The 24548-nt window shown below is 64.0% G+C and carries 25 protein-coding genes; 12 read left to right on the top strand and 13 right to left on the bottom strand.

What is annotated here, in order from left to right; genetic code table 11:
- The first annotated feature begins 183 nt into the window (after positions 1 to 183).
- From J2Z17_RS15920 to J2Z17_RS15900, 5 genes are all read left to right on the top strand, one after another.
- A complete protein-coding gene (locus tag J2Z17_RS15920; protein ID WP_209946609.1) occupies positions 184 to 1371 on the top strand; it encodes an ABC transporter substrate-binding protein in 1188 nt (395 codons plus the stop codon).
- A gap of 57 nt (positions 1372 to 1428) precedes the next feature.
- Positions 1429 to 2283 carry a branched-chain amino acid ABC transporter permease gene (locus J2Z17_RS15915; RefSeq protein WP_209946608.1) on the top strand — a complete coding sequence of 285 codons (855 nt, stop codon included), beginning with the start codon at positions 1429 to 1431 and terminating at the stop codon, positions 2281 to 2283.
- Positions 2284 to 2377: 94 nt separating this feature from the next.
- Positions 2378 to 3346, top strand: coding sequence for a branched-chain amino acid ABC transporter permease (locus tag J2Z17_RS15910; protein WP_209946651.1), 969 nt, complete (start codon positions 2378 to 2380; stop codon positions 3344 to 3346).
- A complete protein-coding gene (locus J2Z17_RS15905) occupies positions 3343 to 4101 on the top strand; it encodes an ABC transporter ATP-binding protein (RefSeq protein WP_209946607.1) in 759 nt (252 codons plus the stop codon). Before J2Z17_RS15910 ends, J2Z17_RS15905 begins: the two co-directional genes overlap by 4 nt.
- On the top strand, positions 4098 to 4805 hold the full coding sequence (locus J2Z17_RS15900; RefSeq protein ID WP_209946606.1) for an ABC transporter ATP-binding protein: 708 nt from the start codon (positions 4098 to 4100) through the stop codon (positions 4803 to 4805). The genes J2Z17_RS15905 and J2Z17_RS15900 overlap by 4 nt, the downstream gene beginning before the upstream one ends.
- Before the next feature lie 58 nt (positions 4806 to 4863).
- Here the strand turns inward: J2Z17_RS15900 and J2Z17_RS15895 are convergent, their stop codons facing one another.
- The 4 genes from J2Z17_RS15895 to J2Z17_RS15880 form a co-directional block, all read right to left on the bottom strand.
- Positions 4864 to 5280 carry a hypothetical protein gene (locus J2Z17_RS15895; protein WP_209946605.1) on the bottom strand — a complete coding sequence of 139 codons (417 nt, stop codon included), beginning with the start codon at positions 5278 to 5280 and terminating at the stop codon, positions 4864 to 4866.
- Positions 5281 to 5313: 33 nt separating this feature from the next.
- Positions 5314 to 6186, bottom strand: coding sequence for a C40 family peptidase (locus J2Z17_RS15890; protein WP_209946604.1), 873 nt, complete (start codon positions 6184 to 6186; stop codon positions 5314 to 5316).
- Positions 6187 to 6192: 6 nt separating this feature from the next.
- Positions 6193 to 6543, bottom strand: coding sequence for a MarR family winged helix-turn-helix transcriptional regulator (locus J2Z17_RS15885; RefSeq protein WP_209946603.1), 351 nt, complete (start codon positions 6541 to 6543; stop codon positions 6193 to 6195).
- 121 nt (positions 6544 to 6664) lie between these two features.
- Positions 6665 to 8056 (bottom strand): leucyl aminopeptidase family protein, encoded by a 1392-nt coding sequence (locus J2Z17_RS15880; RefSeq protein ID WP_209946602.1) that lies wholly within the window; start codon positions 8054 to 8056, stop codon positions 6665 to 6667.
- Positions 8057 to 8186: 130 nt separating this feature from the next.
- Between J2Z17_RS15880 and J2Z17_RS15875 the strand changes: the two genes are divergently transcribed.
- Positions 8187 to 9014 carry a tetratricopeptide repeat protein gene (locus J2Z17_RS15875; RefSeq protein WP_209946601.1) on the top strand — a complete coding sequence of 276 codons (828 nt, stop codon included), beginning with the start codon at positions 8187 to 8189 and terminating at the stop codon, positions 9012 to 9014.
- 1165 nt (positions 9015 to 10179) lie between these two features.
- On the opposite strand, the gene J2Z17_RS15870 is transcribed toward J2Z17_RS15875, so the two are convergent.
- The 9 genes from J2Z17_RS15870 to J2Z17_RS15830 form a co-directional block, all read right to left on the bottom strand.
- The gene (locus J2Z17_RS15870) at positions 10180 to 11157 is read right to left on the bottom strand and encodes a type II secretion system F family protein (protein ID WP_209946600.1); all 978 of its coding nucleotides are present in this window, start codon (positions 11155 to 11157) and stop codon (positions 10180 to 10182) included.
- An 11-nt stretch (positions 11158 to 11168) separates the two neighbouring features.
- Positions 11169 to 12176, bottom strand: coding sequence for a type II secretion system F family protein (locus tag J2Z17_RS15865; RefSeq protein WP_209946599.1), 1008 nt, complete (start codon positions 12174 to 12176; stop codon positions 11169 to 11171).
- 2 nt (positions 12177 to 12178) lie between these two features.
- A complete protein-coding gene (locus J2Z17_RS15860) occupies positions 12179 to 13696 on the bottom strand; it encodes a TadA family conjugal transfer-associated ATPase (RefSeq protein WP_209946598.1) in 1518 nt (505 codons plus the stop codon).
- 26 nt (positions 13697 to 13722) lie between these two features.
- Positions 13723 to 15012, bottom strand: a complete 1290-nt coding sequence (locus tag J2Z17_RS15855; RefSeq protein ID WP_209946597.1) for a CpaE/TadZ family protein — start codon at positions 15010 to 15012, stop codon at positions 13723 to 13725.
- A 31-nt stretch (positions 15013 to 15043) separates the two neighbouring features.
- Positions 15044 to 15742, bottom strand: coding sequence for a CpaD family pilus assembly protein (locus J2Z17_RS15850; RefSeq protein ID WP_209946596.1), 699 nt, complete (start codon positions 15740 to 15742; stop codon positions 15044 to 15046).
- 59 nt (positions 15743 to 15801) lie between these two features.
- Entirely contained in the window at positions 15802 to 17382 is a 1581-nt protein-coding gene (locus J2Z17_RS15845) for a type II and III secretion system protein family protein (RefSeq protein ID WP_245224145.1), read from the bottom strand.
- A gap of 1 nt (position 17383) precedes the next feature.
- Complete coding sequence (gene cpaB / locus J2Z17_RS15840; RefSeq protein ID WP_209946595.1) at positions 17384 to 18178, bottom strand: Flp pilus assembly protein CpaB; 795 nt, start codon at positions 18176 to 18178, stop codon at positions 17384 to 17386.
- Positions 18179 to 18295: 117 nt separating this feature from the next.
- Entirely contained in the window at positions 18296 to 18808 is a 513-nt protein-coding gene (locus tag J2Z17_RS15835; RefSeq protein WP_209946594.1) for an A24 family peptidase, read from the bottom strand.
- Positions 18809 to 18970: 162 nt separating this feature from the next.
- Positions 18971 to 19150 carry a Flp family type IVb pilin gene (locus J2Z17_RS15830; RefSeq protein ID WP_209946593.1) on the bottom strand — a complete coding sequence of 60 codons (180 nt, stop codon included), beginning with the start codon at positions 19148 to 19150 and terminating at the stop codon, positions 18971 to 18973.
- Between the two features lie 433 nt (positions 19151 to 19583).
- Here J2Z17_RS15830 and J2Z17_RS25240 point away from each other — a divergent pair, with 433 nt between their 5' ends.
- The 6 genes from J2Z17_RS25240 to upp all read left to right on the top strand — a co-directional run bounded on the left by J2Z17_RS25240 (position 19584) and on the right by upp (position 24371).
- Entirely contained in the window at positions 19584 to 19943 is a 360-nt protein-coding gene (locus tag J2Z17_RS25240) for a pilus assembly protein N-terminal domain-containing protein (RefSeq protein WP_342454418.1), read from the top strand.
- 215 nt (positions 19944 to 20158) lie between these two features.
- Positions 20159 to 20713, top strand: a complete 555-nt coding sequence (locus J2Z17_RS15820) for a TadE/TadG family type IV pilus assembly protein (protein WP_245224144.1) — start codon at positions 20159 to 20161, stop codon at positions 20711 to 20713.
- Positions 20710 to 21342 carry a TadE/TadG family type IV pilus assembly protein gene (locus J2Z17_RS15815; protein ID WP_209946590.1) on the top strand — a complete coding sequence of 211 codons (633 nt, stop codon included), beginning with the start codon at positions 20710 to 20712 and terminating at the stop codon, positions 21340 to 21342. The genes J2Z17_RS15820 and J2Z17_RS15815 overlap by 4 nt, the downstream gene beginning before the upstream one ends.
- A 98-nt stretch (positions 21343 to 21440) precedes the next feature.
- A complete protein-coding gene (locus tag J2Z17_RS15810) occupies positions 21441 to 22661 on the top strand; it encodes a phosphopentomutase (protein WP_209946589.1) in 1221 nt (406 codons plus the stop codon).
- Positions 22658 to 23632: an adenosine deaminase gene (locus J2Z17_RS15805; RefSeq protein WP_209946588.1), complete on the top strand. Its 975-nt coding sequence runs from the start codon at positions 22658 to 22660 to the stop codon at positions 23630 to 23632. Before J2Z17_RS15810 ends, J2Z17_RS15805 begins: the two co-directional genes overlap by 4 nt.
- Positions 23633 to 23741: 109 nt before the next feature.
- Positions 23742 to 24371 (top strand): uracil phosphoribosyltransferase, encoded by a 630-nt coding sequence (gene upp / locus J2Z17_RS15800; protein ID WP_209946587.1) that lies wholly within the window; start codon positions 23742 to 23744, stop codon positions 24369 to 24371.
- The last annotated feature ends 177 nt before the right edge of the window (positions 24372 to 24548 follow it).

Raw genomic sequence — 24548 nt, 5'->3', positions numbered from 1 at the left:
CATCCGCAATAATGTATACATTTTACACCGCTACCGCCCTGCAACGGGATGAGGATAGCCAGCACGGAGAGACCGATAGCCGACGCATGACATGTCGCTAGAAACGGCGACCGGACGAGGAGGAGACATCGTCCGCGACAACCGCAATCTTGGGTTCAGACTGTTCTTGGAGGAGAAACACGGATGATTACCAGACGCGTATTACTGGCATCGAGCCTGGCGCTCGCCGCCACGACGATGCTGCCGTTCATGGCCGCACCGGCCATGGCCGAGGACACGGTGAAGATCGGCCTGGTGCTGCCGATGACCGGTCCCTTTGCCTCGACCGGGCGACAGGTGGAAGCCGGGGTCAAGGCCTATATGGCCCTCAATGGCGACATGGCCGGAAAACAGAAGATCGAGATCGTGCTGCGCGACGACGGCGGCGTGGCCGACCAGACCCGGCGCATCGCCCAGGAACTCGTCGTCAATGACGGGGTGAAGATGCTGGCAGGCTTCGGGCTGACACCCTTGGCCCTCTCGGTCGCGCCGGTGTTGAGCCAGGCCAAGGTGCCGGCAATCATCACCTCGGCCACGACATCGGTGATCACCCAGAAATCCGACTATTTCGTCCGCGTCAGCATGGCCGGGCCGCAATCGGCGGTGCCCGTCGCCAAATGGGCGGTCGAGAACGGGCTGAAAAAGGTGGTGACGCTGGTCACCGACTACGGTCCCGGCCACGACATCGAGAAAGGCTTTACCGACGAGTTCAAGAAGGATGGCGGCGAGATCGCGGAAGCCGTCCGCGTGCCGTTGCAGAACCCCGATTTCGCGCCGTTCCTGCAGCGGGTGCGCGACACCAAGCCCGACGCCGTTTTCGTCTTCGTGCCCTCGGGCGTCGGCTCGCTGTTCATGAAGCAGTTCGTCGAGCGCGGTCTGGCGGATGCCGGCATCAAGCTGATCGCCACCGGCGACGTGACCGATGACGACCTGTTGAAGGCGATCGGACCGGCCGCCAAGGGCGTGATCACCGGCCACTTCTACTCCGCCGATCACGACAGCCCGGAAAACAAGGCTTTCGTCGACGAGGTGAAGAAGGAAAACGACGGCATGCGGCCGAACTTCATGGCGGTCGGCGGCTATGACGCCATGCATCTCGCCTATGCTGCACTCGAAAAGACCGGCGGCGATACCGACGGGACCAAGCTGATCGAGGCGATGAAGGGCATGGAATGGACGAGCCCGCGCGGGCCGATCTCGATCGATCCCGACACTCGCGACATCGTGCAGGACATCTACATGCGCGAGGTCAAGGAGAAGGACGGCGAGCTCTACAATGTCGAGTTCGCCACCTATCCGAAGATCCACGACCCCTTCGTCGAAGGCAAATGACAGTAGCGACCGCAGGCGGCGCGGGCTTTCGCGCCGCCTGATCTTCTGCGAGGTCCCATGCTCACCATTCTCTTCGACGGCATCGCTTATGGCATGCTGCTTTTCGTGCTCGCCTGCGGGCTCACCATCACGCTCGGCCTGATGAACTTCATCAATCTCGCCCATGGCGCCTTTGCCATGGTGGGCGGCTATGTGACCGTGGTGATGATGAACCGGCTGGGGCTGTCCTTTTATCTCAGCCTGCCGGCCGCCTTCATCGTCACCGCGGCCCTCGGTGCGGCTCTCGAAATCACCCTTTACCGCCGGCTCTACCGGGCAAGCCATCTGGACCAGGTGCTGTTTTCGATCGGCCTCGTCTTCATGGCGATTGCCGGTGCCGACTATTTCATGGGCGGCCAGCAGCAGCTGATCCGGCTGCCGCCGGAGCTGTCCGGCCAGATGGAGGTTTTCGGTGTCGGCATCGGCCGCTACCGCCTGTTCATCATTCTCGTCTGCGCGGCGCTGGCCGTGGCGCTGCAGCTGGCGCTGACGAAGACGCGCTTCGGCTCCCGGCTGCGCGCCGCGGTCGACGATCGCCGCACGGCGCTCGGCCTCGGCATCAATGTCTCCCTGGTCTTCGTCATGACATTCGCGGTCGGCTCGGGGCTTGCAGGCCTCGGCGGCGCGCTCGGCACCGAAGTGCTCGGCCTCGACCCGAACTTCCCGCTGAAATTCATGATCTACTTCCTGATCGTCGTGGCCGTCGGCGGCACCTCGACGGTGTCGGGTCCGTTTCTCGCCTCGCTGATCCTCGGGATCGCCGATGTCGCCGGCAAATATTACGTGCCGGATGCCGGCGCCTTCGTCATCTATGCGCTGATGATCGTGCTGCTGCTGGTGCGCCCGCACGGCCTGTTTTCGCGGGAGGGTTGACCAGATGACCGCGCCGCCGACCGTCCAGACCTCCGCCGAAGACACCGCCCTGCCCGGCACCGCCACGCCGGCAGTCGCAGAGGCCCGCAGGCTGATGGCGCGCCGATCGCGTATCCGCCTGTTCGAAGTGGCGGTCTGGGCGGCAGCCGTGCTCGCCTATTTCCTGCTGCCGTCGAAAATGCTTGTCTTGACCGAAATTGCGATCCTCGGGCTCTTTGCCCAGTCGCTCGACCTGGTGCTCGGTTTTGCCGGGATCATCTCGCTCGGCCATGCCGCCTTTTTCGGCATCGGCGCCTATACCGCCGGGCTGATGGCGCTGCATGCCGTCGCCGAACCGGTGCTCGGCCTGCTTGCGGCAGCCCTTGTCAGTGCGCTTGCCGGCTTTCTGTCGAGCTTTCTTCTGCTGCGCGGCAGCGACCTCACCCGGCTGATGACGACGCTCGGGGTCGGCATGATGATCGCCGAGGCGGCCAACAAAATGGCCTGGCTGACCGGCGGCGCCGACGGGCTGACGGGCTTTTCCACCGGCCCGGTCCTCGGCCTGTTCGCATTCGATCTCTGGGGCAAGACCGGATATGTCTATTCGGTCGTCGTGCTGTTCCTGGCCGTCATGGTCTGCCGGCGGATCGCCTATTCGCCCTTCGGACTGTCGCTTCGGGCGATCAAGGACAATTCCCTGCGCGCCGGGATGATCGCGGTGCCGGCGACGCGGCGGATCGTCATCGTCTACACGCTGGCCGCCGGTCTTGCCGGGATCGCCGGCGCCTTGCTCACCCAGACCACCAGCTTTACCTCGCTCGACGTGCTTGCCTTTCACCGCTCGGCCGACGTGCTGCTGGTGCTGGTCATCGGCGGCACCGGCTATCTCTATGGGGGGATCTTCGGCGCCATCGCCTTTACGCTGCTCCGCGACAGCCTGTCGATCGCCACCCCGCAATACTGGATGTTCTGGATCGGCCTGCTGCTGGTCGTCCTCGTGCTGTTCGGCCGCGACAGGCTTGCCCGGATCTTCGAGCCGGATCGCTGGCGGCGCAGGCTTCGCGGCAAGGGAGATGCGGCATGAGCGCGACGACACGGCCGCCCGCGCTGGAGACCCGTGGCCTGAAACGGCGCTTCGGCGCCTTTCTCGCCACCGACGACGTCAACCTGACGGTCGCGCCCGGCGCCCGGCATGCACTGATCGGCCCGAACGGCGCCGGCAAGACGACGCTGGTCAATCTGCTGACCGGCGTCCTGAGCCCGAGCGAGGGCCGCATCCTGCTGTCGGGCGAGGATATCACCCATACGGCGCCCTATCGGCGGGTCGGCAAGGGCATTGCGCGCACCTTCCAGATCAACCGGCTGTTCATGAACTTCACGCCGCTCGAGGCCGCAACGCTTGCGGTGATCGAACGGTCCGGCCGCTCGCATCTGCTGAAATCGCTGGGTGCCGAGCATCGGGCGATCGATCAGGCGGCAGCCCTGCTCGACAGCCTCGGCCTCGCCTCGGTGATGGGCGAGCGGACCGCCACTTTGCCCTATGGCAAGCAGCGGCTCTTGGAGATCGCGCTGGCGCTGGCCAGCCGACCGAAGGTGCTGCTGCTCGACGAGCCCGCGGCCGGCGTGCCGGAGGAGGAGCGCCACGAGGTGCTGGCCATCGTCGCAGCCCTGCCCGCCGACGTCACCGTGCTCCTGATCGAGCACGACATGGACCTCGTGTTTTCCTTCGCCGACCGGATTTCGGTGCTGGTGGCCGGCGCCATCTATGCCGAAGGCACGGTCGCGGAGATCGCGCGCGATCCGAAGGTGAAGGCCGTCTATCTCGGAGAAGAGGCATGAGCGACGGGTTGTTGCAGACCACCGATCTTCGCGCCGGCTATGGCGAGGCAAGCGTGCTTTCGGGCATTTCGCTGACGCTTGCCCGGGGGGCGACACTGGCGCTGCTCGGCCGCAACGGCGCCGGCAAGACGACGCTGGTCGACACGCTGGCGGGACTGACCACCCATCATGGCGGCACGATCGTGCTGGACGGGCAGGACATCACCCGGCTCAGGCCCGAACGCCGGGCAGCGGCGGGGATCGGCTGGGTGCCGCAGGAGCGCAATATCTTCCGTTCGCTGACCGTCGAGGAAAACCTGACGGCCGTCGCCCGGCTCGGCCGCTGGACGGTGGAGCGGGCCTATGAGCTGTTTCCCCGGCTGAAGGAACGGCGCGGCAATCTCGGCAACCAGCTTTCCGGCGGCGAGCAGCAGATGCTGGCAATCGCAAGAGCGCTGGTGCTGAACCCCAAGCTGCTGCTGCTCGACGAACCGCTCGAAGGGCTGGCGCCGATCATCATCGACGAATTGCTGCTCGCCTTGCGGGCGATCGTCGAGGGTGAGCGCCTCGGCATGATCATCATCGAGCAGAAGGCGCGGCACATCCTGCCGCTCTGCGACGCGGCGATCATCCTCGACCGCGGCATGGCGGTCTATCAGGGGACGGCAAAGGGGTTGCTCGACGACGAGACGGCGTTGTCGCGGCATCTGGCGGTCGAGCGCTGAAGCTTGACGTCAAGGACACCGTTGCGGGCAAGCAGAATGGCGAGAACGGCCCGAAGGGTCAGGGTTTTCCCGGATTGAGATCGGTCGGATTGATGCCCGGGAACCAGTGCGGCGAGACGAGCGAGCCGGTGCCCTGATAGGTGACGCCGGCATCCGTCTGGCAACGGGTGACGAGATAGGGCAGGCTGTCGCGGGCGCTCGGGCCCGGCGGCCAGTGGTCGTCGACCTCGGTTGCCGTGTGGCAGGCATATTTCGCCTCGGCCTCGCCCTGCGGCTTGACGCCGGGCAGGTCCTTGTAGACCTCGACCGGGGCGGCATGGGTGACGGTCTCGGCCATAGCAGAGGCGGGCAAGGCGCCGAAGGCCAGAGCCGAAGCCAGAGCCAGAAGTGCGCAGGCAGCTCCGGTCTTTGACGGACGTGCGCCCGGCCCTTTATTTCCGTTTGTCATCATCGCCTTTGCCTCATGCTCCTGCATGAATATAGGTCTTCGGCAGCGGAAAAAGAAGGCTCAGTCGACGGGTCGGCGATAGCCGGTCGGTTCGGCATAGAGCCAGGCGATCCGCTGCACGGCGGCCTCGAAATTCTCCCGCGCCACCGTCATCGTATGCCCGTTGGCATGCAGCAGCGTCTCGGCATCCTCCATGATGCCGACATGGCCCTTCCAGAACACCAGATCGCCGCGCCGCAGTTCCTCGCGCGCAATCGGTCGGCCAAGCCCTTCGGCCTGCATGTCGGAATCGCGCGGTGCCGTGCGGCCGGTCATCTGCAAGGCGAGCTGGACCAGACCGGAGCAGTCGATGCCGAAGCCGGAGCGCCCGCCCCAGAGATAGGGCGTTTCGAGGAAGCGGGCGGCGACGGCCACGTAGTCCATCGTCTCCGGTACAGCTTGCAGCGACCGGCAGTGACCGGCGATCAGGCCATGGCCCTTGTCGGTGAGGAGATAGCGGGTGCCGCGCGTCTCGGCCTCCCCGGCGATCGTCACGCGGCTGCCCATCGACAGAGCCTGGACCACGGGGAAGCGCAGGTCCGGCCCCGGATAGAGGAAGCTGCGCGGCGCCGTGACCACATGGGTCGGCTCCGCCAGGGTGGCGGCGACGGCCTCCTCCGGCAGGTAGCCGACATAGCCATCGGTTGCCGCCTTGACCCAGGCCCAGCCCTCGGCGCGGTCGAGGACGGCGACATCCTCGCCGAGCAGGAGCTGGGTGTCGATACCGCCGGTCTCGCCGGGCTTTCGGCGGAGCGCCACGACCGGCTGAGCGATCCTTGCCGGGGTGCCCGTCGTGTATCTTGCGGCCGCCACCGTGCCCTTTAGCGCGATGTCTGCGAGGTCGTCGCGATAGGCGTTCAATCGCCGATCAGGGGTATGGGCGTCCAGGCTCATCGGATCTCACATGTTCAGCTTGCGGCCCTGATCAATCACCAGATCGCCGAGTTTTTCAAGATAGAGCGCGCCGTCGACCGTGCGCTTGATGACGACATTGCGCCGGTCGATGGCGTCCCGTTCCCGGGTGACCAGCCCCATGGCGCCCATGGTGTCGAGCGCCCGGGTGATGACCGCCTTGGTGACGCCGAGGGTGGCGGCAAGCCCGCGCACGGTATGCGGCGGCGGCACCAGATAGATTTCCAGCAGGATCGCCATCTGGCGCAGCGTCAGGTCGCGGTGGTCGTGCCGCACCTGGCCGAGCGCCACCCGGTGCCAGAGCCCCAGCGCTTGCGAAGGCGACAGTTCCACACTCATCGATCCACCCCGTTCATCGCGTCGATATCCACCGCCCCTGCCGGCAACGGAAGGCCAGCGTCAAGAAGGCCCGGCGCTGCCTGCAGGCGCCGGGTCCGATGTTTTGCCCTTGCGCGCCGTCTCAGGCCAGATTGTGGCGCAGGTGATGGTAGAGCGCGCGGATCGCTTGGGCCTCGCCGCCGGCCGGACCCTGGGCGCGTTCGGACTGCGACCAGCCATAGATGTCGAAATGCGCCCAGGACGGGCAGCGGGTGACGAAGCGCTTGAGGAAAAGCGCCGCGGTGATGCTGCCGGCCATGCCGCCGGACGGCGCATTGGTGAGGTCGGCGATCGGCGTCTTCAACAGCTTCTCATAGCCCTTGTGGAGCGGCAGCCGCCAGACCGGATCGGTGACCGCCTCGCTTGCAGCCGCGACCGCGCCGGCCAAGGCCTCGTCGTCGGTGAAGAAGGGCGGCACCTCGGCGCCGAGCGCGACGCGGGCGGCACCGGTCAGCGTCGCCATGTCGATGATCAGGTCGGCCTCCTCCTCGTCGGCATAGGCCAGCGCATCGGCCAGCACCAGGCGTCCTTCCGCATCGGTATTGTCGATCTGCACCGTCAACCCCTTGCGGCTCTTGTAGACGTCGCCCGGACGGAAGGCATTGCCGGCAATGGAATTTTCCACCGCCGGGATCAGCACCCGCAGGTCGATTGGAAGACCGGCATCCATGATCATCAAGGCGAGGCCCAGAACATTGGCGGCGCCGCCCATGTCCTTCTTCATCAGCAGCATGTTGGCGGCACCCTTGATGTCGAGGCCGCCGGTGTCGAAGCAGACGCCCTTGCCGACCAGCGTCACGCGCTTGCCGCCCTTCCGGCCCCAGCGCATCTCGATCAGGCGCGGGGCGGTGGCGGCGGCGCGGCCGACGGTGTGGATCAGCGGAAAGTTCTGCGCCAGCAGATCGTCGCCGGCAACCACCGAGACCTCGGCACCGTAATGGGCGGCCAGACGCCGCGCGGCGTCCTCGAGATCGGCAGGCCCCATGTCGTTGGTGGGCGTGTTGATCAGGTCGCGCGCCAGGAAGGCGCCGGCCACCTGGCGGCCGAGATCGGCCGCATCGACGCCATCGCCAAGACCGATCCGGACCGGGGCCGGCCGCTCGGCGAGATAGCGGCGGAAGCTGTAGCTGCCGAGGCCGTAGCCGAGCAGCGCGTCGCAAGGCGCGCCGGCCGGCGTCTCTATATGCCAGGCGCCGGGCGGCAGGAGGCGCGCCAGGCGGCCCGCTGTGAACGGCGTGGCGGCCGGATCGCTGCCGAGGCCGAACAGCGCGCAATTCACCGCGCCGTCAGATCCGGGCACCAGCAGGAAATCCCCGGCCTGGGCCTGGAAGCCGGCATGTTCGGCCCATGCCGCCGCCGCGTCGGCAAGGGTGTTTGCCTCCAGGTCGGCGGGGGTCAGCAAATGCACGGGGCGCGACGCTCCCGCCTTTTCGGTGAAGGGGAGTGGACGTTCGATATACTGAAAAGGGGTCATGGGGACTCTGGCGATGGTTTAGGAAATGCGGATGAATTTAACATTCCATTAGGGTTAACAGGTTATTGCTGGGATGGAAATTAGGTCGTTCCCGGCAAGGGCGACAAAGGGGCATCGAGGACTTGGCATCATGGCGACAGCAGCTCTGGCATCTCGGCACGGGAGCAGAATTCTTGGCGGTATCTGCAGTGCACTGATCGTGGTTCTGCTGGCGGGCTGTGCGACGAAACCCAGTTCGATGACCACCGGATCGATCCCGCGCGCCGCGCAGAATCTCGACCAGATGAGCGCGCCGGAACTGGCCAATGCCTCGCGCCAGATCGGCGCCGCCTACGGCAAGAACCCGAAGGATCGCGACATCGGGCTGTCCTACGCCAATGTGCTGATGATGACGGGCCATGAGCAGCAGGCGCTGGCGGTGATGCAGCAGGTGGCGATCGCCCATCCGACCGACCGCGACGTGCTCGCAGCCTTCGGCAAGGCGCAGGCCGCCGCCGGCCAGTTCGACCAGGCGCTGACCACCATCCGCCGCGCCCAGACGCCCGATCGCCCCGACTGGAAGCTGCTGTCGGCGGAAGGCGCCGTGCTCGACCAGCTCGGCCGTTCCGACGAGGCGCGCAACCGCTACAAGCTGGCGCTCGACATCAAGCCGAACGATCCGTCGATCCTGTCCAATCTCGGCATGTCCTTCGTGCTGAGCGGCGACCTGAAAAAGGCCGAAACCTATCTGCGCAATGCGGCGAACCAGCCGACCGCCGACAGCCGCGTGCGACAGAACCTGGCGCTCGTCGTCGGGCTGCAGGGCCGGTTCGACGAAGCGCAGAAGATCGCCGCCAACGAGCTGACGCCGGAACAGGCGACCGCCAACCTGACCTATCTGCGCTCGATGCTGGCGAGGCAGAACTCCTGGAAGGAACTGGCGGCCAAGGACAAGGCCGACACCCAGGCGACCAACTGACCCCGTTCCGCCCCGGTTGCCCGAAAGGTCCGGTGGGCGGCGCGTGAACGGAGAAACGGCCCGACCGGCTGACCGCCCGGCGGCCCGACCGGCTGAACGCGCGGCGGCCTGATTAGGGTCTTGCGTCGCTGCCCCGCAGCAGAAACGGGTCCGTTCTCGGCCTTCCTTTCGTCTCTTGTAGCGATCACACCGGCCAGCCGGTCCCGAAGGCCGCGATGGCCCTCCCCCTCCCCGCAATGGTGCCGCCGTCCACCCACGGCAAAACCCCGGCCGGGCCAGAGACCCTCCGGTGGATGCTGCCATTTCTGCTGTCTCCCTTTCGGGAAGACGGACGGGGCGCCTTCGGCTGCCGCGTTAAGTAATTAAATAAGACACCCGCAGGCGCCCCGTTCGGTGTTCTTGTGCCGGTGCTGTGCGATCCCTCTGCGCGGATCCGGTGCCTTTTCCAGGGACGGTGCTCATCGGGGCGCTACCCCCTTGGGACGTGTCAGGTCCGGCACCGCGAAAGCCGGGAAACCCCGACAGTCACCGGTCATGTCATGTGTGCCCCACAGGCACGCCCCGCCTGCAGTCAGGCGAGAGGGAGATCCGTCAACACGCGGCCCCTGGCATCGCGGTCCACGTCATCGACCACGCCTCCAGGGCACCGGCCCCACCTCGCCGGCGACGTTCACCGGTGTATCCGAGGGCGGGACGGGAGGAGTGTGGCACGGGGTCGGAGGGTGGGGAAAATGGGGCGGGATTTTTTTGTGGGGGCCGGGTTGGTGGGGCGCGGCGGATGCGAGGATTGGGGCCAGGTTTTGGCGGCGTGCGGGGAGGAGGAAAGTGTGGCGGGCGGTGAGACCGCCGGCAAATGCGGTAAAGATAGATGAACCGCTAACGTCCAGTTTTTGCGAAATTTCCAGCATCAAACGCAGTCGCCTGCGCTGACAGCGAACGAGCGCGGCATGGCTCTTTTCCAGGCTTGCCGTGAGACGATCCGGGCAGCGAGCGGAGAGCGAGGAAAAATCGCTGCCACCGAGGTTTTTCGGTTTTGATTTTCCCCGTCGTCGTGGCGTGTGGCATGGCCCCGCGGCTGGCACGACGCAACCCTCCCCCTTGTGGGGAGGGTCGGAGCGGAGCGACGGGGCGGGGTCTTGGGTTTTGCGGGCGGCGCGGCGTTGGGCTAGAAGCGGTCGGCGATCTGGATGCCGGCGGGGCCGAGGATGACGGCGATGAGGACCGGCAGGAAGAACAGGATCATCGGCACGGTCAGCTTCGGCGGCAGGGCGGCGGCCTTCTTTTCGGCCTCGTTCATCCGCTCGTCGCGGCCTTCCTGGGCAAGCACCCGCAGCGCCTGCGAGATCGGCGTGCCGTAGCGTTCCGCCTGGATCAGCGCCTGCACGGCGTTGCGGACGGTTTCGAGCTGGGTGCGGTTGCCAAGGTTTTCCAGCGCCTGGCGGCGATCCGGCAGGAAGGAGAGCTCGGCTGTGGTCAGCACCATTTCTTCGGCCAGTTCCGGCGACTGTACCGCCACCTCCTCGGAGACACGCCGCATGGCGGCCTCGATCGAAATGCCGGATTCGACGCAGATCAGCATCAGGTCGAGCGCATCCGGCCAGGCCCGCTTGATCGACATCTGCCGCTTGTTCATGCGGTTCTTGATATAGATGTTCGGCAGATAGAAACCGACATAGCCGCCGACGACGGTGGCCAGGATGCGGATGCCGAACGGCTTTTCAGCCAGGCCGCCCATGCCGAAGATCCAGAGACCGGTGAGCACCAGAAGGACGAAGGGCAAGAGGAAGCGCGCGACCAGGAAGTAGTTCAGCGCGTTCTGCGAGCGGTAGCCGGCCGCCCGCAGCTTGTTCATCGTGTTCTCGTCGACCAGCGCCTGCTTCAGGTTGAAGCGTTCGACGATCTCGACGGCCGAGCGGTTGTTGGTGGTGCGCAGCGAGGCCTTGCCTTCGCTGTTCATCTTGGCGCGCTCACGGGCGCGGATCTGGTCGCGCTCGGTGGAGACGGCCTTCATCCGCTTGTCGAGGTCGCCCTTCTCGAAATAGGGAATGACAAGGGTGTAGATCGTCGCGAACACGGCAAGCGCGGTCAGCACCGCGATGATCGTGGCGGGGTCGGTCAGTCTCGCAGCCAGATCGCTGGTCATGCCCTCGTTCCTCAGATGTCGAAGTTGATCATTTTGCGCATGATGAAGATGCCGATCGACATCCAGACGCCGGACGCCGCCAGGATCAGGTGACCGCGCGGATCGGTGAACAGCAGCATGATGTATTGCGGCGAGGTCAGGTAGACGAGCAGCATGACGATGAACGGCAGGGCGCCGATGATCGCCGCCGACGCCTTGGCTTCCATCGACATGGCCGAGACCTTGGAGCGCATCTTCTTGCGGTCGCGCAGCACGCGCGACAGGTTGGCCAGCGCTTCCGACAGGTTGCCGCCCGCCTGGCCCTGGATCGCGATCACGATGGAGAAGAAACTGACCTCCTGCAGCGGCATGGTATTGTGCATGCGGGTGCAGGCTTCCGGCACGGAGAAACCGAGCTGCTGGGATTCGACGACGCGGCGGAACTCACCCTTCACGGGCTCCTGCGAGTCGTTGGCGATCAGCCGCAGTGCGTCGTTGAGCGGCAGGCCGGACTTGATCGAGCGGACCATGACGTCGAGCGCGACCGGGAATTCGTTGAGAAACTTCTTCTGGCGGCGCGTGACCAGGAAGCCGACGACCCAGCGCGGCAGGCCGAGACCGAGGACGAAGGCGGCCCCGAGCGCGACCAGCGGCTGGCCGCTGAGGATGAAAGCCCCCAGGAAGCTGAAAACGCCGGCGCCGGCGCTGATCATGTAGAATTTCGCCATGCTGAGCGAAAGGCCGGCCTGGACCAGCTTTTCCTTGATGCTCGCCGCCTTCTTGTCGCGTTCCTTCTGCTTGTCCTCAAGCTGCTTCAGCGAATCCTGCACGGATTTGCGGCGCTTGGAGACTTCCGCGACACGGTCGCGCGCGTCCTTGACCTTGCCGCGATCGGTCTCGGCCGCGCTGACCCGGTGGACGCGCGAGGTGACCTTGCGTTCGACCTCGATCTGGGTGAACAGAAAGCTGTAGGCGACCGCCCCCGCGGCAACGGCGGCAAGCGCGACGATGGCCAGGACAATCGGATCGATCGCAAACATCGTCACATGCCTCCGCTGGACGTCTGATCCATCGAGTCGAGCGCATTCGCCAGCCGGCGCTCCTCGTTGTAGTAGCGGGCGCGGTCCCAGAAGGCCGGCTTGCCGATGCCGGTCGACAGATGCCGGCCGATGATCTTGCCATTGGCGTCTTCGCCGTCCATCTCGTAGCGCATCAGGTCCTGGGTGACGATGACGTCGCCTTCCATGCCGATCACCTCGGTGATGTGGGTGATGCGGCGCGAACCGTCGCGCAGACGCGCGGCCTGGATGATGACGTCGATCGAGCCGGAGATGATTTCGCGCACGGTCTTGGCCGGCAGCGAGAAGCCGCCCATGGCGATCATCGATTCCATACGGCTGAGGCATTCGCGCGGGGTGTTGGCGTGGATCGTGCCCATCGAGCCGTCGTGACCGGTGTTCATCGCCTGCAACAGGTCGAAGACCTCCGGTCCGCGCACCTCACCGACGATGATGCGTTCGGGGCGCATACGCAGGCAGTTCTTGACCAGCTCGCGCATGGTGATCTCGCCCTCGCCCTCGATGTTCGGCGGGCGGGTTTCCAGCCGCACGACATGCGGCTGCTGCAGCTGCAGTTCGGCCGTGTCCTCGCAGGTGATGACGCGCTCGTCCTGGTCGATATAGCCGGTGAGGCAGTTCAGAAGCGTCGTCTTACCCGAGCCGGTACCGCCTGAAATGACCACATTGCAGCGGACGCGGCCGATGATCTGCAGGACCTGAGCGCCTTCGGGCGTGATCGCGCCGAACTTGACCAGCTGGTCGAGATTGAGCTTGTCCTTCTTGAACTTACGAATGGTGAGCGCCGGGCCGTCGATCGACAGCGGCGGGGCAATGACGTTGACACGCGAGCCGTCGGGAAGACGCGCGTCGCAGATCGGCGAGGATTCATCGACGCGGCGGCCGACCTGGCTGACGATGCGCTGGCAGATCGACAGCAGCTGGGCATTGTCGCGAAAGCGGATTTCCGATTCGATGGTCTTGCCGCCGACTTCGATGAAGGTCTGGCCGGCGCCGTTGACCATGATGTCGGCGATGTCGTCGCGCGCCAGCAGCGGCTCCAGCGGGCCATAGCCGAGGACGTCGTTGCAGATGTCCTCGAGCAGTTCCTCCTGCTCGGAGATCGACATCGCGAAATTCTTGATGGTGATGATGTCGTTGACGATGTCGCGAATTTCTTCGCGGGCGCTTTCGCCATCGAGCTTGGCCAGCTGCGACAGATCGATCGTGTCGATCAGCGCCGAAAAGACCTGGCTCTTGGTGTCGTAATAGGCCTCGCCGCGGACCGGGCGGCGGCGGGCGGCGGCTGCAGGGGTCTGCATCGGCGGCGGCGTCACCTGCTGGCGCGTCTCCACGACCTTTTCGACGACCGTCGCGGACGGCGCGGCGGAGGCGGATGGCGACTGCGGCTTCGGCTGCGGCGCGGCCGCAACCGGAGGCGGCGCATCTGCACCGCCCATGCCACCGGCTTTCCCAAATCCGTCGCTACCGCGCTTGCCAAACATTTTATCTACCTATCGATTTCGATGAATCACTTGCGGCCGAGCATTCCGAGCATCGCGCCCAGTCCGGCCTTTTTCGGCTTCTTCACCGTGGCGCGGCCGGTTATCAGGTGCGCCAGCTGGGCAAAGGTTTCCGAAGTCGGCGACTTGGCATCCATTTCCGAGATCATCCGGCCGCTATTGGCGGCATTGCCGAACAGCTGGATGTCGAACGGAATGATCGCCACCGGTTCGATTTCCAAGGGTTCGCAGAAATCGGCCGGCGCGATCTCGGGCCGCTTCGGCATGCCGACCTGGTTGAGGATGATATGCGGCGCCTTGTCGTTCGGCCGAAGCTTCTTCAGCGCGTCCAGCATGTTCTTGGCATTGCGCAGATTGGCGAGATCCGGCACGCAGCTGATCACCACCTCGTCGACTTCGGCCAGCACCTTGCGGGTCCAGTCCGACCAGCCATGCGGTACGTCGAGCACGGAGACCGGCACGCTGCGCTGGAGCACTTCGATCACCGGCAGGAAGGCCGTCGGCTCGAAATCGTAGGGACGGTCGAGCAGCGAGGGGGCTGCCAGCAGCGACAGGTTCTGCGCACAATTGGACAGCAGGCGGTCCAGGAAGACCTCGTCCAGCCGGTCCGGCGAGAAGATCGCCTCGGCGATCCCCTGGGCCGGATCCTGGTCGAAGTCGATATTGGCCGTGCCGTAGGGCAGGTCGAGATCGGCCAGAATGGTTTCGGTGGCAAACAGGCTGGAGACCGAGAACGCGCAGTTATGCGCGATCGTCGACGAGCCGACGCCGCCCTTGGCGCCGATGAAGGCGATGGTGCGACCGATCGGCTCGGCATCCGGATCGACGAAGATCGTCGAAATCGCGCCCAGAATTTCGGCCATGGTGACAGGTGCCACCATGTATTCGGAAATGCCGTGCCGCATCAGGTCGCGGTAGAGCGTGATGTCGTTGTAGCGGCCGATGAGGATGACGCGCGTCGACGGATCGCAGACCGAGGCCAGCGGCTCCAGCTCGGCCATCAGCGCACGCGGCTCGGTCTCCGTCTCCAGAATGATCAGGTTCGGCGTCGGTGCATTGGCGAACATGTTGGCGGCGGCTTCGATGGTGCCGCTGGTGATGCGAAGGCTCACCTTGGCCATGCGCCGGTCGACGCCGCATTTTTCCATCATCCGCTGGACATTGTCGCTGATGCAGAAGGCATGCACCGAGATGCGCGGAAGCGGCCGGGTCTGCTCGATGTCTCCAATGTCGCCCGCGGCATGACCATCGCCTGCCGGCCCGTTATGCCCGTCAATCCGGTAATCAATCGCACTCATGACTTTTTCCTGTCTTCGCTCGGGGCCATCATCAGTCGGCGGTCGCGGTGTTGGCGCCGCTGCGATACTTTTCGATCACGTTGCCGCGACGCTCGGCATCGATCGGCGCAGGCTTGCGCGGGCCGAGGAGGTCCGTCGGATTTGCAATCTGGGCCGCCAGATTGGCCTGGGTCGAGCAGCCGAAATTCTCCCAGTTGCGGTTCTGGAAGGTGTCGTTTGCCAGATCCTCCGGCCACTGGCCGCAAGGCGCCGTGCTGGCCGTCATCGCCACATAGCTGAGGCGCACGGGTGCGGCATTGCCGTAGCCACCCGCCTGATAGGCGGTGAAGACGATCCGGCCGGACGGCACGCCCGCATTGATCAGCGTGCGGCGAATGTCCTTGCTCAGATGCCTGGCGGCGGCGGCGTTGGCAGACCCGCTCGGCAGCATGATCTGGACGATGGCCGAGGAGTCGCTTTTGTAGGCGCTGGCGAAACCACCGATGGTATCGCGCATGCCGACCGTCAGCCGGCTGTCGCTCCCCGAGATCGGCAGGTCGATGGCGTGTTCGACCTGGTTCAGCACGATCGGGTGGCGGGTGCGGTAATCGTCCGGGATCGCACCGGTGGTCGTGTCGTCGCGGTTCATGTTGCCGCAGCCGGACAGCGCGGTGGCGGCGGCGAGCAGGCCGACGGCCAGCAGCGTGCGGCCCTTGACCGGACCAGACAGGAATAAGCGTGACGGAGCCATGATGTTTGCCTTCGTTCTGCGGCTATCGATCTTTGCGTTCGGCATCCCGATGTCCCCGCTCACTTGTAGATAAATCCGACGGCGCCCTGGTACTGGCCCACTGCCTGGTTCTCGCGGCGGCCATAGACCTTGTTGACGCGATTGAGGAAGAAGCCTGCGGCATCGTTTGTCGGGTTGAAGTTGTCGTCGGGGCGCTGCAGATCGTTGCGGGCAACCGGACGAACGAGATAGGGCGTCGCGATGATGACCAGTTCGGTCTCGTTGCGAATGAAGTCCTTGCTGCGGAACAGCGCGCCGAAGACCGGCACCTTCGAGATCCCCGGCAGGCCGGAATAGGCCTGGCGAATATTGTCCTGGATCAGGCCGGCGATCACGATCGAGCCACCCGAGGGCAGTTCCACCGTGGTGGAGGCTTCACGCTTGCGGATCGAGAGATAGGTGTTGCCGGGGATGCCGGGACGCTGGTTGATGTTGCCGGTGACCGCCGAGCCTTCATAGGTCGGCTCGGAGACGTTGGTCTCGATCTTCAGGCTGATGCGGCCCGGTGCCAGGACCACGGGGCGGAAGTTCAGTTCCACACCGTAATCGACGGTCGAGACGGTTCTGCTGACGGTCGTGTTGCCGGAATCGTCGTCCGAGACGTCCTGCTGGCCGGCCAGACGATATTCCCCGCCGACATAGAACTTGGCCTGCTCGCCCGAAATTGCCGTCAGGCTGGGTTCGGCCAGCGTGCGCATCACGCCCGCCTGCTCCATCGCGCTGACATAGCTGGCAAAGTTCATGCCACCGATCGATCCGGTTGCAATGCGCGACGCACCGGTCGCGATCGCATTGCCGAGATTGGCCGGATTGTTGAAGGCGATGCCGTTCGTACCGTCGGAGATGGCGCCGTTCATGCCGAGCTGCTTGAGCACCTGGCGGCTGACTTCGGCGACCGTGACCTTCAGCGTCACCTGGTCCTCGCCTTCGATGGTCAGCAGGTTGACGATCGAGGATGTCTGCCGGTCTTCGGCGTAGATCGCGACTTCGGTATCGCCGCTGGTGCTCGAACTGGTGGCGGTCTGGTTGCGGGTCGTGGCTTCGCCGCCCTTCAGAAAGGCGCCGGCGAGGCTGGCCGCGCGGGCCGCGTCCTGGGGTGTGCGCACCGTGCCGGTGAGCACGATATTGTCCGAGACGATTTCGACCTTGATGTTCGATTCCGGAATGAAGCGGGCCAGATTGGCCTGGAGATTGGACACGTCGCGTTCGATCTCGATGTCGAGGGTGACGAGTTCCTGGCCATTGCCGCCGAAGATGAACACATTGGTCTGTCCGACCGACTTGCCGAACAGGTAGATGCGCCGCGAGGTTCGCGTGACGGCATCGGCCATGGTCGGATCGGCGACCAGAATGTCGTGGGCGTCGGCCGGCAGGTCCACCACGATCGCCTTGTTCAGGCCCAGCTTGACGATGCGATGCGCACCGGGACCCGCCTGCGAGACGCGGATGATGTTGTCGGCGGCGGCCGCCTGGCGATGCGGCGCATCGTAAGGCAGGGCGCTTCCCGCAACCGAGGAGACCGCAAGGCAGACTGCCAGAACGGGTCTGATGCCGGTGCGCATGTTATTCAAGAGACCGATCACGTTTACGCCCCCACTCATGTCAATTGGTGTTCTTTACGATGGTGCCGGACTTGATCACCTGGATCGTCGACTGGCCGTTGCTGCCGCTGAGAAGATGGTCGGCGGCGGCAGTGTCCTGCTCCTGCGCGTCGGCGACCGAGCGGAGAACCAGGCTCAGCCTGTCGGCCATCTGCTGCGCGACCGTGATCACCTTCGCCTGATCCGGCGTCAGCTCCAGCGTCGCGGTGTTGCCGACGACGGACTTCTTGCCGTCCTCGTCTTCCTGGATCTGCTGATCGATCGCCAGCACGCGGACATTGGACAGGACGTTTTCCGTCTTGAAAGTGTCGCCGTCCCCCTTGCGGACCATGATCACGTCGACCCGGTCGTTGGGCAGGATGAAGCCGCCGGCTCCGGTTGCGACCGAGATTTCGGTGGACACGGCGCGCTTGCCCGACGGCAGCAGCGACGACATGATGTGGCTGGAGGAGTCGGCGACCTTTTCGCCGCGCACCGGTTCGCCCTCGAAAATGGGAATGCGCACGACGGCGCCGCTCAGTTCCTCGAGCGCCTTGGGACGTTTTTCATCGGTGATGAAGCCTTCGAACACATCGCCCTTGGGCCAATTGGTCCAGCGCATCGAATCCGGGTTCAACCTTGCGCCGACCGGCAGGTTCTCGGATGCGACGAGAACGCGGGTCGACGGTTCCTTCTGGATGATCTGCTGCGCCTTTTCGGCGATCACCCGGGGGCCGGACAGCCGCATGGCAAGAAACCCGGCAAGTCCGGCTGCAACAACAGCGACCGTGAGGATGATGATACGTGCGGGTTTCATTGGGCGATCCTTGCGGGGAAAGACTGGTTCCCGGGCACAATGATCCGCAATTGGTATAATTATAGTTAATGGCGGGCTTATAAAGGTAGTTAATGAAAGCTTTTGCTCGCATGCTGCCTATTTACCGGCAGAGAGCGCCCAGAGAACGATGGGGGAATCCTGGTAGGCGATCAGCCCGGCGATGCCGATGGCGATGCCATAGGGCACTTTCTTCGCCGAAATCAGCGAATCGGGCAGCGGCAGATTGAGCGTCATGACGATGCTCGACCGGCTGCGCAACAGGATCAGCAGGACGGTCAGCAGGCCGCCGATATAGGACACATAGATGGCAAAGCTGAGCAGGCTTTCATTGAAGCCGAACCACAGGGCGGCCGCGCTCAGCAGTTTCGCATCGCCACCCCCCATCACGCCGAAGGCAAAGAGGGCGAAACATGCGGCAAAGACCACCGCCCCGGCAGCCAGATGCCAGCCGAACCCGGTCCAGCCGATATCGATGAAAGGCGCGACCACCAGAAAGCCGAGGATGAGAGCCAGCGGGATATGATTGGGAATGGTCATTTCCAGGAGATCCGTCAGCGCCGCGAGAACGAGACAGATGGGAAAGAGAAGGAAGATCAAAGTGACAATCATGCCCATATCCTGAAATGTGCGGTCTAACGGAAACCCCGACGGGCTCCATGAGGGATAGCTTGAAAACCTTACTGCTTCGGAAAGAGAAGCATGCGAATCAGGCAGTCTCCAGATACAAAAAAGCCGCCCCGAAGGGCGGCTTTCGATCGCAAGCCGCGAGGCTTACTTCGAGTTGGCCGTATCGAGAGTGCCCGAGACCTTCGAGAAGGTGTTGTTGAGCGAGTTGCCCAGGGTCGAAGCACCGGTGATCAGGGCGACGGAGATGAGCGCGGCGATCAGGCCGTATTCAATTGCAGTTGCGCCCGACTCGTCCTTGAGGAAACGCGAGAAAATCTTAGTCATTGTATTCTCCTAACTCTATGAAGCTGTTCAGCACGCCCGGCAACTGTTTACCGTTGCTCGGATGACCTCAACCTACAGAGCGTCCATTGCTACCGACTTAATAAAGAACGTTACCAAAACGTAAATGTGGCAGGACGCGCAGCAAGGTAAGCGCTTCGTTACCGAGGTCGCTACATTTCGAGGGACTAATGTCGCCGGGAAAGCGCCCCCTTATAAGACTGCATCCTCAAGGGGATATCTCCCCGGCCTCCAGGGGCTCCGATCTGGGCATCAGTCAGGGGCAACGGATGCCTTATATATTAAGAAAGCCCACTTAACCGTTCATTCACCAAATCGCGGCATCTTGGACCCGAGATTTAAAGCATTAAGAGCGTCCTCAAGGATCTTGCCGGTGATCACTTTCAAACTTTCCGCTTCCCTGTTCGCTGCCTGCGTGACCGGCACACTGCTGGCCGGCCCCGTCCTGGCAGAGGACGGCGCTCTGCACGTGTTCATGGATCACGCCCGTGTCCTGAAACTCGACCGTCCGGTCAGCAAGGTGATCGTCGGCAATTCGAAGATCGCCGACGCGACTGTGGCAGACGAAAAGACGATCGTGCTGACCGGCCGTGATTTCGGCACGACTAATCTGGTTCTGCTCGACAATGACGGCAACGCCATTCTGGACGAACGGATCCAGGTCTCGATCGACGAAGACAACACAATTCGCCTGTTCAAGTCGACTGCTCGTATCGTCATGTCCTGCACCCCGATCTGCGAAGCGCAGGCTGCAAGCACCTACGCAGAGCCCTGATCAGGAAGCCGGCTTCCCACATACGTCGCATGCTTTCGGATTGATTAACGGTTCGCCACCAATTCCGCGTGGTTGGTGAACGAAAATTCAATATCTCTCGCCTAATATAGCGTCATAAAGATATTTTTAGGCGTTCAGAAATGAATTCAAGACGCAAAGCGGGCATGCGCCCAATCCGATCCGCGCGACGAGCGTGTTCAACCTTTCTTCGATTGATGCGTTCGCGCGACGGCACCGCGGCGATCGAATTCGCCATTCTGGCGATACCCTATTTCCTGATTGTGTTTGCCATCATCGAGACCTTCGTCGCCTATAGCGCCGAGCAGCTGCTGACGAATGCAACCAACAACCTGGCCCGGCAGATCCGCACGGGCGAAATCACCTACAAGCTCGGCAGGGACACCGACAAGGACAAGACGGAGTTCCGCCAGCTGCTGTGCAACGACATTGCAGTGATGATCACCTGTTCGAAGACGGAGGCCGCCAACGAGTCGGATCTCTATGTCGATGTCCAGACCTACACCGATTACAACGACGTGCCGACCTCCATTCCGCGCGTCAGCGCTGCGGATTATGCCGACATCGACCCCACCAAGTTCAAGTACAGCCCCGGCGGACCGAAGACCGTCAACATGGTCCGGGCCTTCTACCGCTGGCATGTCATGACCGACCTGGTGCGTCCCTACATCACGAATATTCGCCCTGCCGACGGATCCTCGGTGTTCCTGATCGTTGCAACGACGACCTTCAAGAACGAGGACTATCCATGACCGCGATCCGATCGGCATTTTCCGGCACCCGCCTGGCGACGGTCGGCAAAGCCACCCTGCAAGCCCTCAGCCGGCAGTTCAAGCGTTTGGGCACCGACCGACAGGGTTTCGGCGCCGTCGAATTCGCGCTGCTTTTCCCGCTGCTTCTGTTCGTCTACCTCTCGGCGCTGGAACTCACGCTGGCGTTCAGCGTGCAGAAGAGGGCAACGGCCGCCGCCAGTACCGTCGCCGACCTGATTGCCCAGGAAGGCGATGTGAACAAGGATTTCCTCGACTCCATGACGCATGTGGCCCAATCGCTGTTCGTGCCCTACCCGACCACCGGCATGGTGCTGAAGGTGACCGGCATCACCATCGACAAGAATTCGAAGGCCACCGTGACCTGGTCCTGGGAAAGCGACAGCAAGAAGGCCCCCTACACGGCGGGGACCACCCTCAATCTGGACGCGGCGATGAGCAATGCCGAGACCTTCCTCATCCATGCGGAGCTTTCGATCCCGCACGAGCTCGTCACCTATGTTCCGAATTTTTCCAGCAGCGGGCTGACGACGATCACCATCGCGCGCGACTACTATTATCGCCAGCGTGTCGGCGACGACGGGATTGCCTGCACGAACTGCCCATCCTGAGGTTTCTCCGGGCCTGTCGCGATTTGCAAAGGCCGTTTCGACGGGCTATTCATCACCGGTTCCGCGACCCTCAAGGGCGCTTCGATTCTAGGTGACGGATGGCCCGCGCATTCCTCTTCGTTCTCGACTCCTTCGGCATCGGCGGTGCGCCGGATGCTAGCGCCTATGGCGACGAGGGATCCGACACGCTTGGCCATATCGCCGAATTCTGTGCGACAGGCGCGGGAGACCGGGCAGGATTGCGGTCCGGTCGGCTGAAGCTGCCGAACCTCTCGGCGCTGGGCCTGATGCAGATCGCCAAGCTTGCCAGCGGCACCTATCCGGCCGGCATGCCGGTGCCCGAGCGGATCTTCGGCCTGCATGGGGCGGCCTCGGAAACCTCGCGCGGCAAGGACACGCCGTCGGGCCACTGGGAGATCGCCGGCACGCCGGTCATGTTCGACTGGGGCTATTTTCCAGAGGGCGACCAGGCCTTCCCGCGCGACCTGGTGGAGGCGATCTGCGAGCGCGCCGATCTTCCGGGCATTCTCGGCAATTGCCATGCCTCGGGCACCGAGATCATCGCAAGGCTCGGCGTCGAGCATATCCGCAGCCACAAGCCGATCTGCTATACATCCTCGGATTCCGTCTTCCAGATTGCCGCCCACGAGGCGAGTTTCGGGCTGGAGCGGCTGATGGATCTCTGCGCGATCGTGCGCGAGCTCGTCGACCCCTTGAATATCGGCCGGGTGATCGCCCGGCCCTTTGTCGGCGACAGTCCGGCCACTTTCGAGCGCACCGGCAATCGCCGCGACTTCTCGGTGCTGCCGCCGGAGCCAACGCTGCTGGACCGCCTGATCGAGGCGGATCGCCGCGTGCATGCCGTCGGCAAGATCGGCGACATCTTCGCCCACCAGGGCGTGTCGCGCGTGATCAAGGCCAATGGCAATATGGCACTGGTGGATGCGACGCTGAAAGCCATGGACGAGGCCAGCGACGGCGATCTCGTCTTCACCAATTTCGTCGATTTCGACATGCTCTACGGGCATCGCCGCGACGTGCCGGGCTATGCCGCAGCGCTCGAGGCCTTCGACCGCCGGCTGGCGGAGATCAACCGCAAGCTGAAGCCCGGCGACATGGTGCTGATGACCGCCGATCACGGCTGCGATCCGACCTGGCGCGGCACTGATCATACCCGCGAAAGGGTTCCGATCATGGCGTTCGGGCCGGGCATCCGCTCGCGCGCCATCGGCATACGCGACACCTATGCCGATATCGGCGAGACGGTCGCGGCGCATCTCGGCATTGCGCCCGGCAAGCATGGACGGAGCTTCCTGTGACCAAGCACCTGAAGAAGGCGGAACTGCATTGCCATGTGGAGGGCGCAGCCCCACCTGCGCTCACCCTGCGCCAGGCGGAGAAATATGGCGTCGATCACTCCGTCTTCATCCGCGACGGGGCCTATGTCTGGCATGACTTCACCAGTTTCATAGCCTGCTATGACCATGTCGCATCGGTATTTCGCACCGCCGACGACTATGCCGCGCTGACGCAGGCCTATCTCTGCGAACTCGCAGCCGAAAACACCATCTATAGCGAGCTGTTCATTTCGCCCGACCATGGCGAGGCCGTCGGTCTGGCGCCGGAAGATTATATCGGCGGACTGGCAGCCGGCATCGCGGCGGCCAGGCAGGAGACCGGCATCGAATGCCGGATGATCATCATCGGCGAGCGTCACCTGGGCCCGGAAAACGTGCTGCGGCGCGCCGAGTGGGCGGCGACATTCGACCACCCGCTGATCACCGGCTTCAACATGGCCGGCGAGGAGCGGATGAACCGGGTCGCCGATTATGCCCGCGCCTTCGACGTGGTGCGTGAGGCCGGCCTCGGCATCACCATCCACGCCGGCGAGTTGTGCGGCGCGTTTTCCGTTGCCGATGCGGTCGAGCTGGTGAAGCCATCGCGGATCGGCCACGGCGTGCGCGCCATCGAGGATCCGGAGCTGGTCAAGCGGATTGCCGATCTCGGCATCGTGCTCGAGGTCTGCCCGGGTTCCAATATCGCGCTGCAGGTCTTCCCCGACTTCGCCTCCCATCCGCTGCGGCAGCTGGTGCAGGCCGGCGTTCCTGTGACGCTGAACTCGGACGACCCGCCCTTCTTCCACACCTCGCTGGCGCGCGAATACGAAATCGCCGCCGACGAACTGGGCTTCAGCGAGGCGGAGATCGACGCCATGACCCGCACGGCCATCGAGGCGGCCTTCGTCGATGAGGAGACACGGCAGGCGCTGCTGGCGAAGCTTGCCGCCTGAGGGGCTTTTCCGTGGCTTTTTGATCGCCGGCGTTGCTCGACGCTTGCTTAACCGAGGCTGCCCGTGACAAAGACATGGGCAAGCCCAGTTTGAAAAGAAGGTTTGTCCCATGAACGGCGTCACTGTCATCGATCATCCGCTCGTCCAACACAAACTGACGATCATGCGCCGCAAGGAGACCTCGACCTCGAGCTTCCGCCGGTTGCTGCGCGAGATCTCGACGCTGCTCTGCTACGAGGTGACGCGCGATCTCGAATTGACCATGCAGACCATCGAGACACCGCTGCAGACGATGGAATCGCCGGTGCTGGAAGGCAAGAAGCTGGTCTTCGCCTCGATCCTGCGCGCCGGCAACGGCCTGCTGGAAGGCATGCTGGAACTGGTGCCGGCCGCCCGCGTCTCGCATATCGGCGTCTACCGCGATCACGTGACGCTGGAGCCGGTCGAATATTATTTCAAGGCGCCGGAAGACATTGCCGAGCGACTGATCATCGTCGTCGACCCGATGCTGGCGACCGGCAATTCCTCGATTGCCGCGATCGACAAGCTGAAGGAGCGCGGTGCCAAGAACATCCGCTTCCTCTGCCTGCTGGCAGCGCCCGAAGGGATCAAGCATTTCACCGACGCGCATCCCGACGTTCCGGTCTACACCGCCTCGATCGACAGCCACCTGAACGAAAAGGGCTATATCATGCCGGGTCTCGGCGACGCCGGCGACCGGATGTACGGCACGAAGTAAGGCGGCCGCCGGGCCATGGCTGACTGGGAGGGGCCGGCGCATGCCGTCCCGCCGCCACCGCCGCCTGCGTAAGCCGTGCAGGAAACGGCCGGTTCGACGGCATTTTAGTCATTGCGTTAGTCCGACTATCAGCCTTGCAACCTAGAATGCTCCAGGCAGCATACGACCTGCCGGAGG

The organism is Heterorhizobium halophytocola, assembly GCF_017873095.1.
In the GTDB taxonomy this organism is placed as follows: domain Bacteria; phylum Pseudomonadota; class Alphaproteobacteria; order Rhizobiales; family Rhizobiaceae; genus Allorhizobium; species Allorhizobium halophytocola.
The sequence above is the reverse complement of the archived record's forward strand: the minus strand, read 5'-3'. Positions and strand labels throughout refer to the sequence as shown.

Bases quoted from the DNA above. Each gene is read 5' to 3' on its own strand.
- J2Z17_RS15920 (WP_209946609.1), top strand. From the start codon at position 184: ATGATTACCAGACGCGTATTACTGGCATCGAGCCTGGCGCTCGCCGCC.
- J2Z17_RS15915 (WP_209946608.1), top strand. From the start codon at position 1,429: ATGCTCACCATTCTCTTCGACGGCATCGCTTATGGCATGCTGCTTTTC.
- J2Z17_RS15910 (WP_209946651.1), top strand. From the start codon at position 2,378: ATGGCGCGCCGATCGCGTATCCGCCTGTTCGAAGTGGCGGTCTGGGCG.
- J2Z17_RS15905 (WP_209946607.1), top strand. From the start codon at position 3,343: ATGAGCGCGACGACACGGCCGCCCGCGCTGGAGACCCGTGGCCTGAAA.
- J2Z17_RS15900 (WP_209946606.1), top strand. From the start codon at position 4,098: ATGAGCGACGGGTTGTTGCAGACCACCGATCTTCGCGCCGGCTATGGC.
- J2Z17_RS15895 (WP_209946605.1), bottom strand. From the start codon at position 5,280: ATGCAGGAGCATGAGGCAAAGGCGATGATGACAAACGGAAATAAAGGG.
- J2Z17_RS15890 (WP_209946604.1), bottom strand. From the start codon at position 6,186: ATGAGCCTGGACGCCCATACCCCTGATCGGCGATTGAACGCCTATCGC.
- J2Z17_RS15885 (WP_209946603.1), bottom strand. From the start codon at position 6,543: ATGAGTGTGGAACTGTCGCCTTCGCAAGCGCTGGGGCTCTGGCACCGG.
- J2Z17_RS15880 (WP_209946602.1), bottom strand. From the start codon at position 8,056: ATGACCCCTTTTCAGTATATCGAACGTCCACTCCCCTTCACCGAAAAG.
- J2Z17_RS15875 (WP_209946601.1), top strand. From the start codon at position 8,187: ATGGCGACAGCAGCTCTGGCATCTCGGCACGGGAGCAGAATTCTTGGC.
- J2Z17_RS15870 (WP_209946600.1), bottom strand. From the start codon at position 11,157: ATGACCAGCGATCTGGCTGCGAGACTGACCGACCCCGCCACGATCATC.
- J2Z17_RS15865 (WP_209946599.1), bottom strand. From the start codon at position 12,176: ATGTTTGCGATCGATCCGATTGTCCTGGCCATCGTCGCGCTTGCCGCC.
- J2Z17_RS15860 (WP_209946598.1), bottom strand. From the start codon at position 13,696: ATGTTTGGCAAGCGCGGTAGCGACGGATTTGGGAAAGCCGGTGGCATG.
- J2Z17_RS15855 (WP_209946597.1), bottom strand. From the start codon at position 15,012: ATGAGTGCGATTGATTACCGGATTGACGGGCATAACGGGCCGGCAGGC.
- J2Z17_RS15850 (WP_209946596.1), bottom strand. From the start codon at position 15,742: ATGGCTCCGTCACGCTTATTCCTGTCTGGTCCGGTCAAGGGCCGCACG.
- J2Z17_RS15845 (WP_245224145.1), bottom strand. From the start codon at position 17,382: ATGAGTGGGGGCGTAAACGTGATCGGTCTCTTGAATAACATGCGCACC.
- cpaB (WP_209946595.1), bottom strand. From the start codon at position 18,178: ATGAAACCCGCACGTATCATCATCCTCACGGTCGCTGTTGTTGCAGCC.
- J2Z17_RS15835 (WP_209946594.1), bottom strand. From the start codon at position 18,808: ATGATTGTCACTTTGATCTTCCTTCTCTTTCCCATCTGTCTCGTTCTC.
- J2Z17_RS15830 (WP_209946593.1), bottom strand. From the start codon at position 19,150: ATGACTAAGATTTTCTCGCGTTTCCTCAAGGACGAGTCGGGCGCAACT.
- J2Z17_RS15820 (WP_245224144.1), top strand. From the start codon at position 20,159: ATGCGTTCGCGCGACGGCACCGCGGCGATCGAATTCGCCATTCTGGCG.
- J2Z17_RS15815 (WP_209946590.1), top strand. From the start codon at position 20,710: ATGACCGCGATCCGATCGGCATTTTCCGGCACCCGCCTGGCGACGGTC.
- J2Z17_RS15810 (WP_209946589.1), top strand. From the start codon at position 21,441: ATGGCCCGCGCATTCCTCTTCGTTCTCGACTCCTTCGGCATCGGCGGT.
- upp (WP_209946587.1), top strand. From the start codon at position 23,742: ATGAACGGCGTCACTGTCATCGATCATCCGCTCGTCCAACACAAACTG.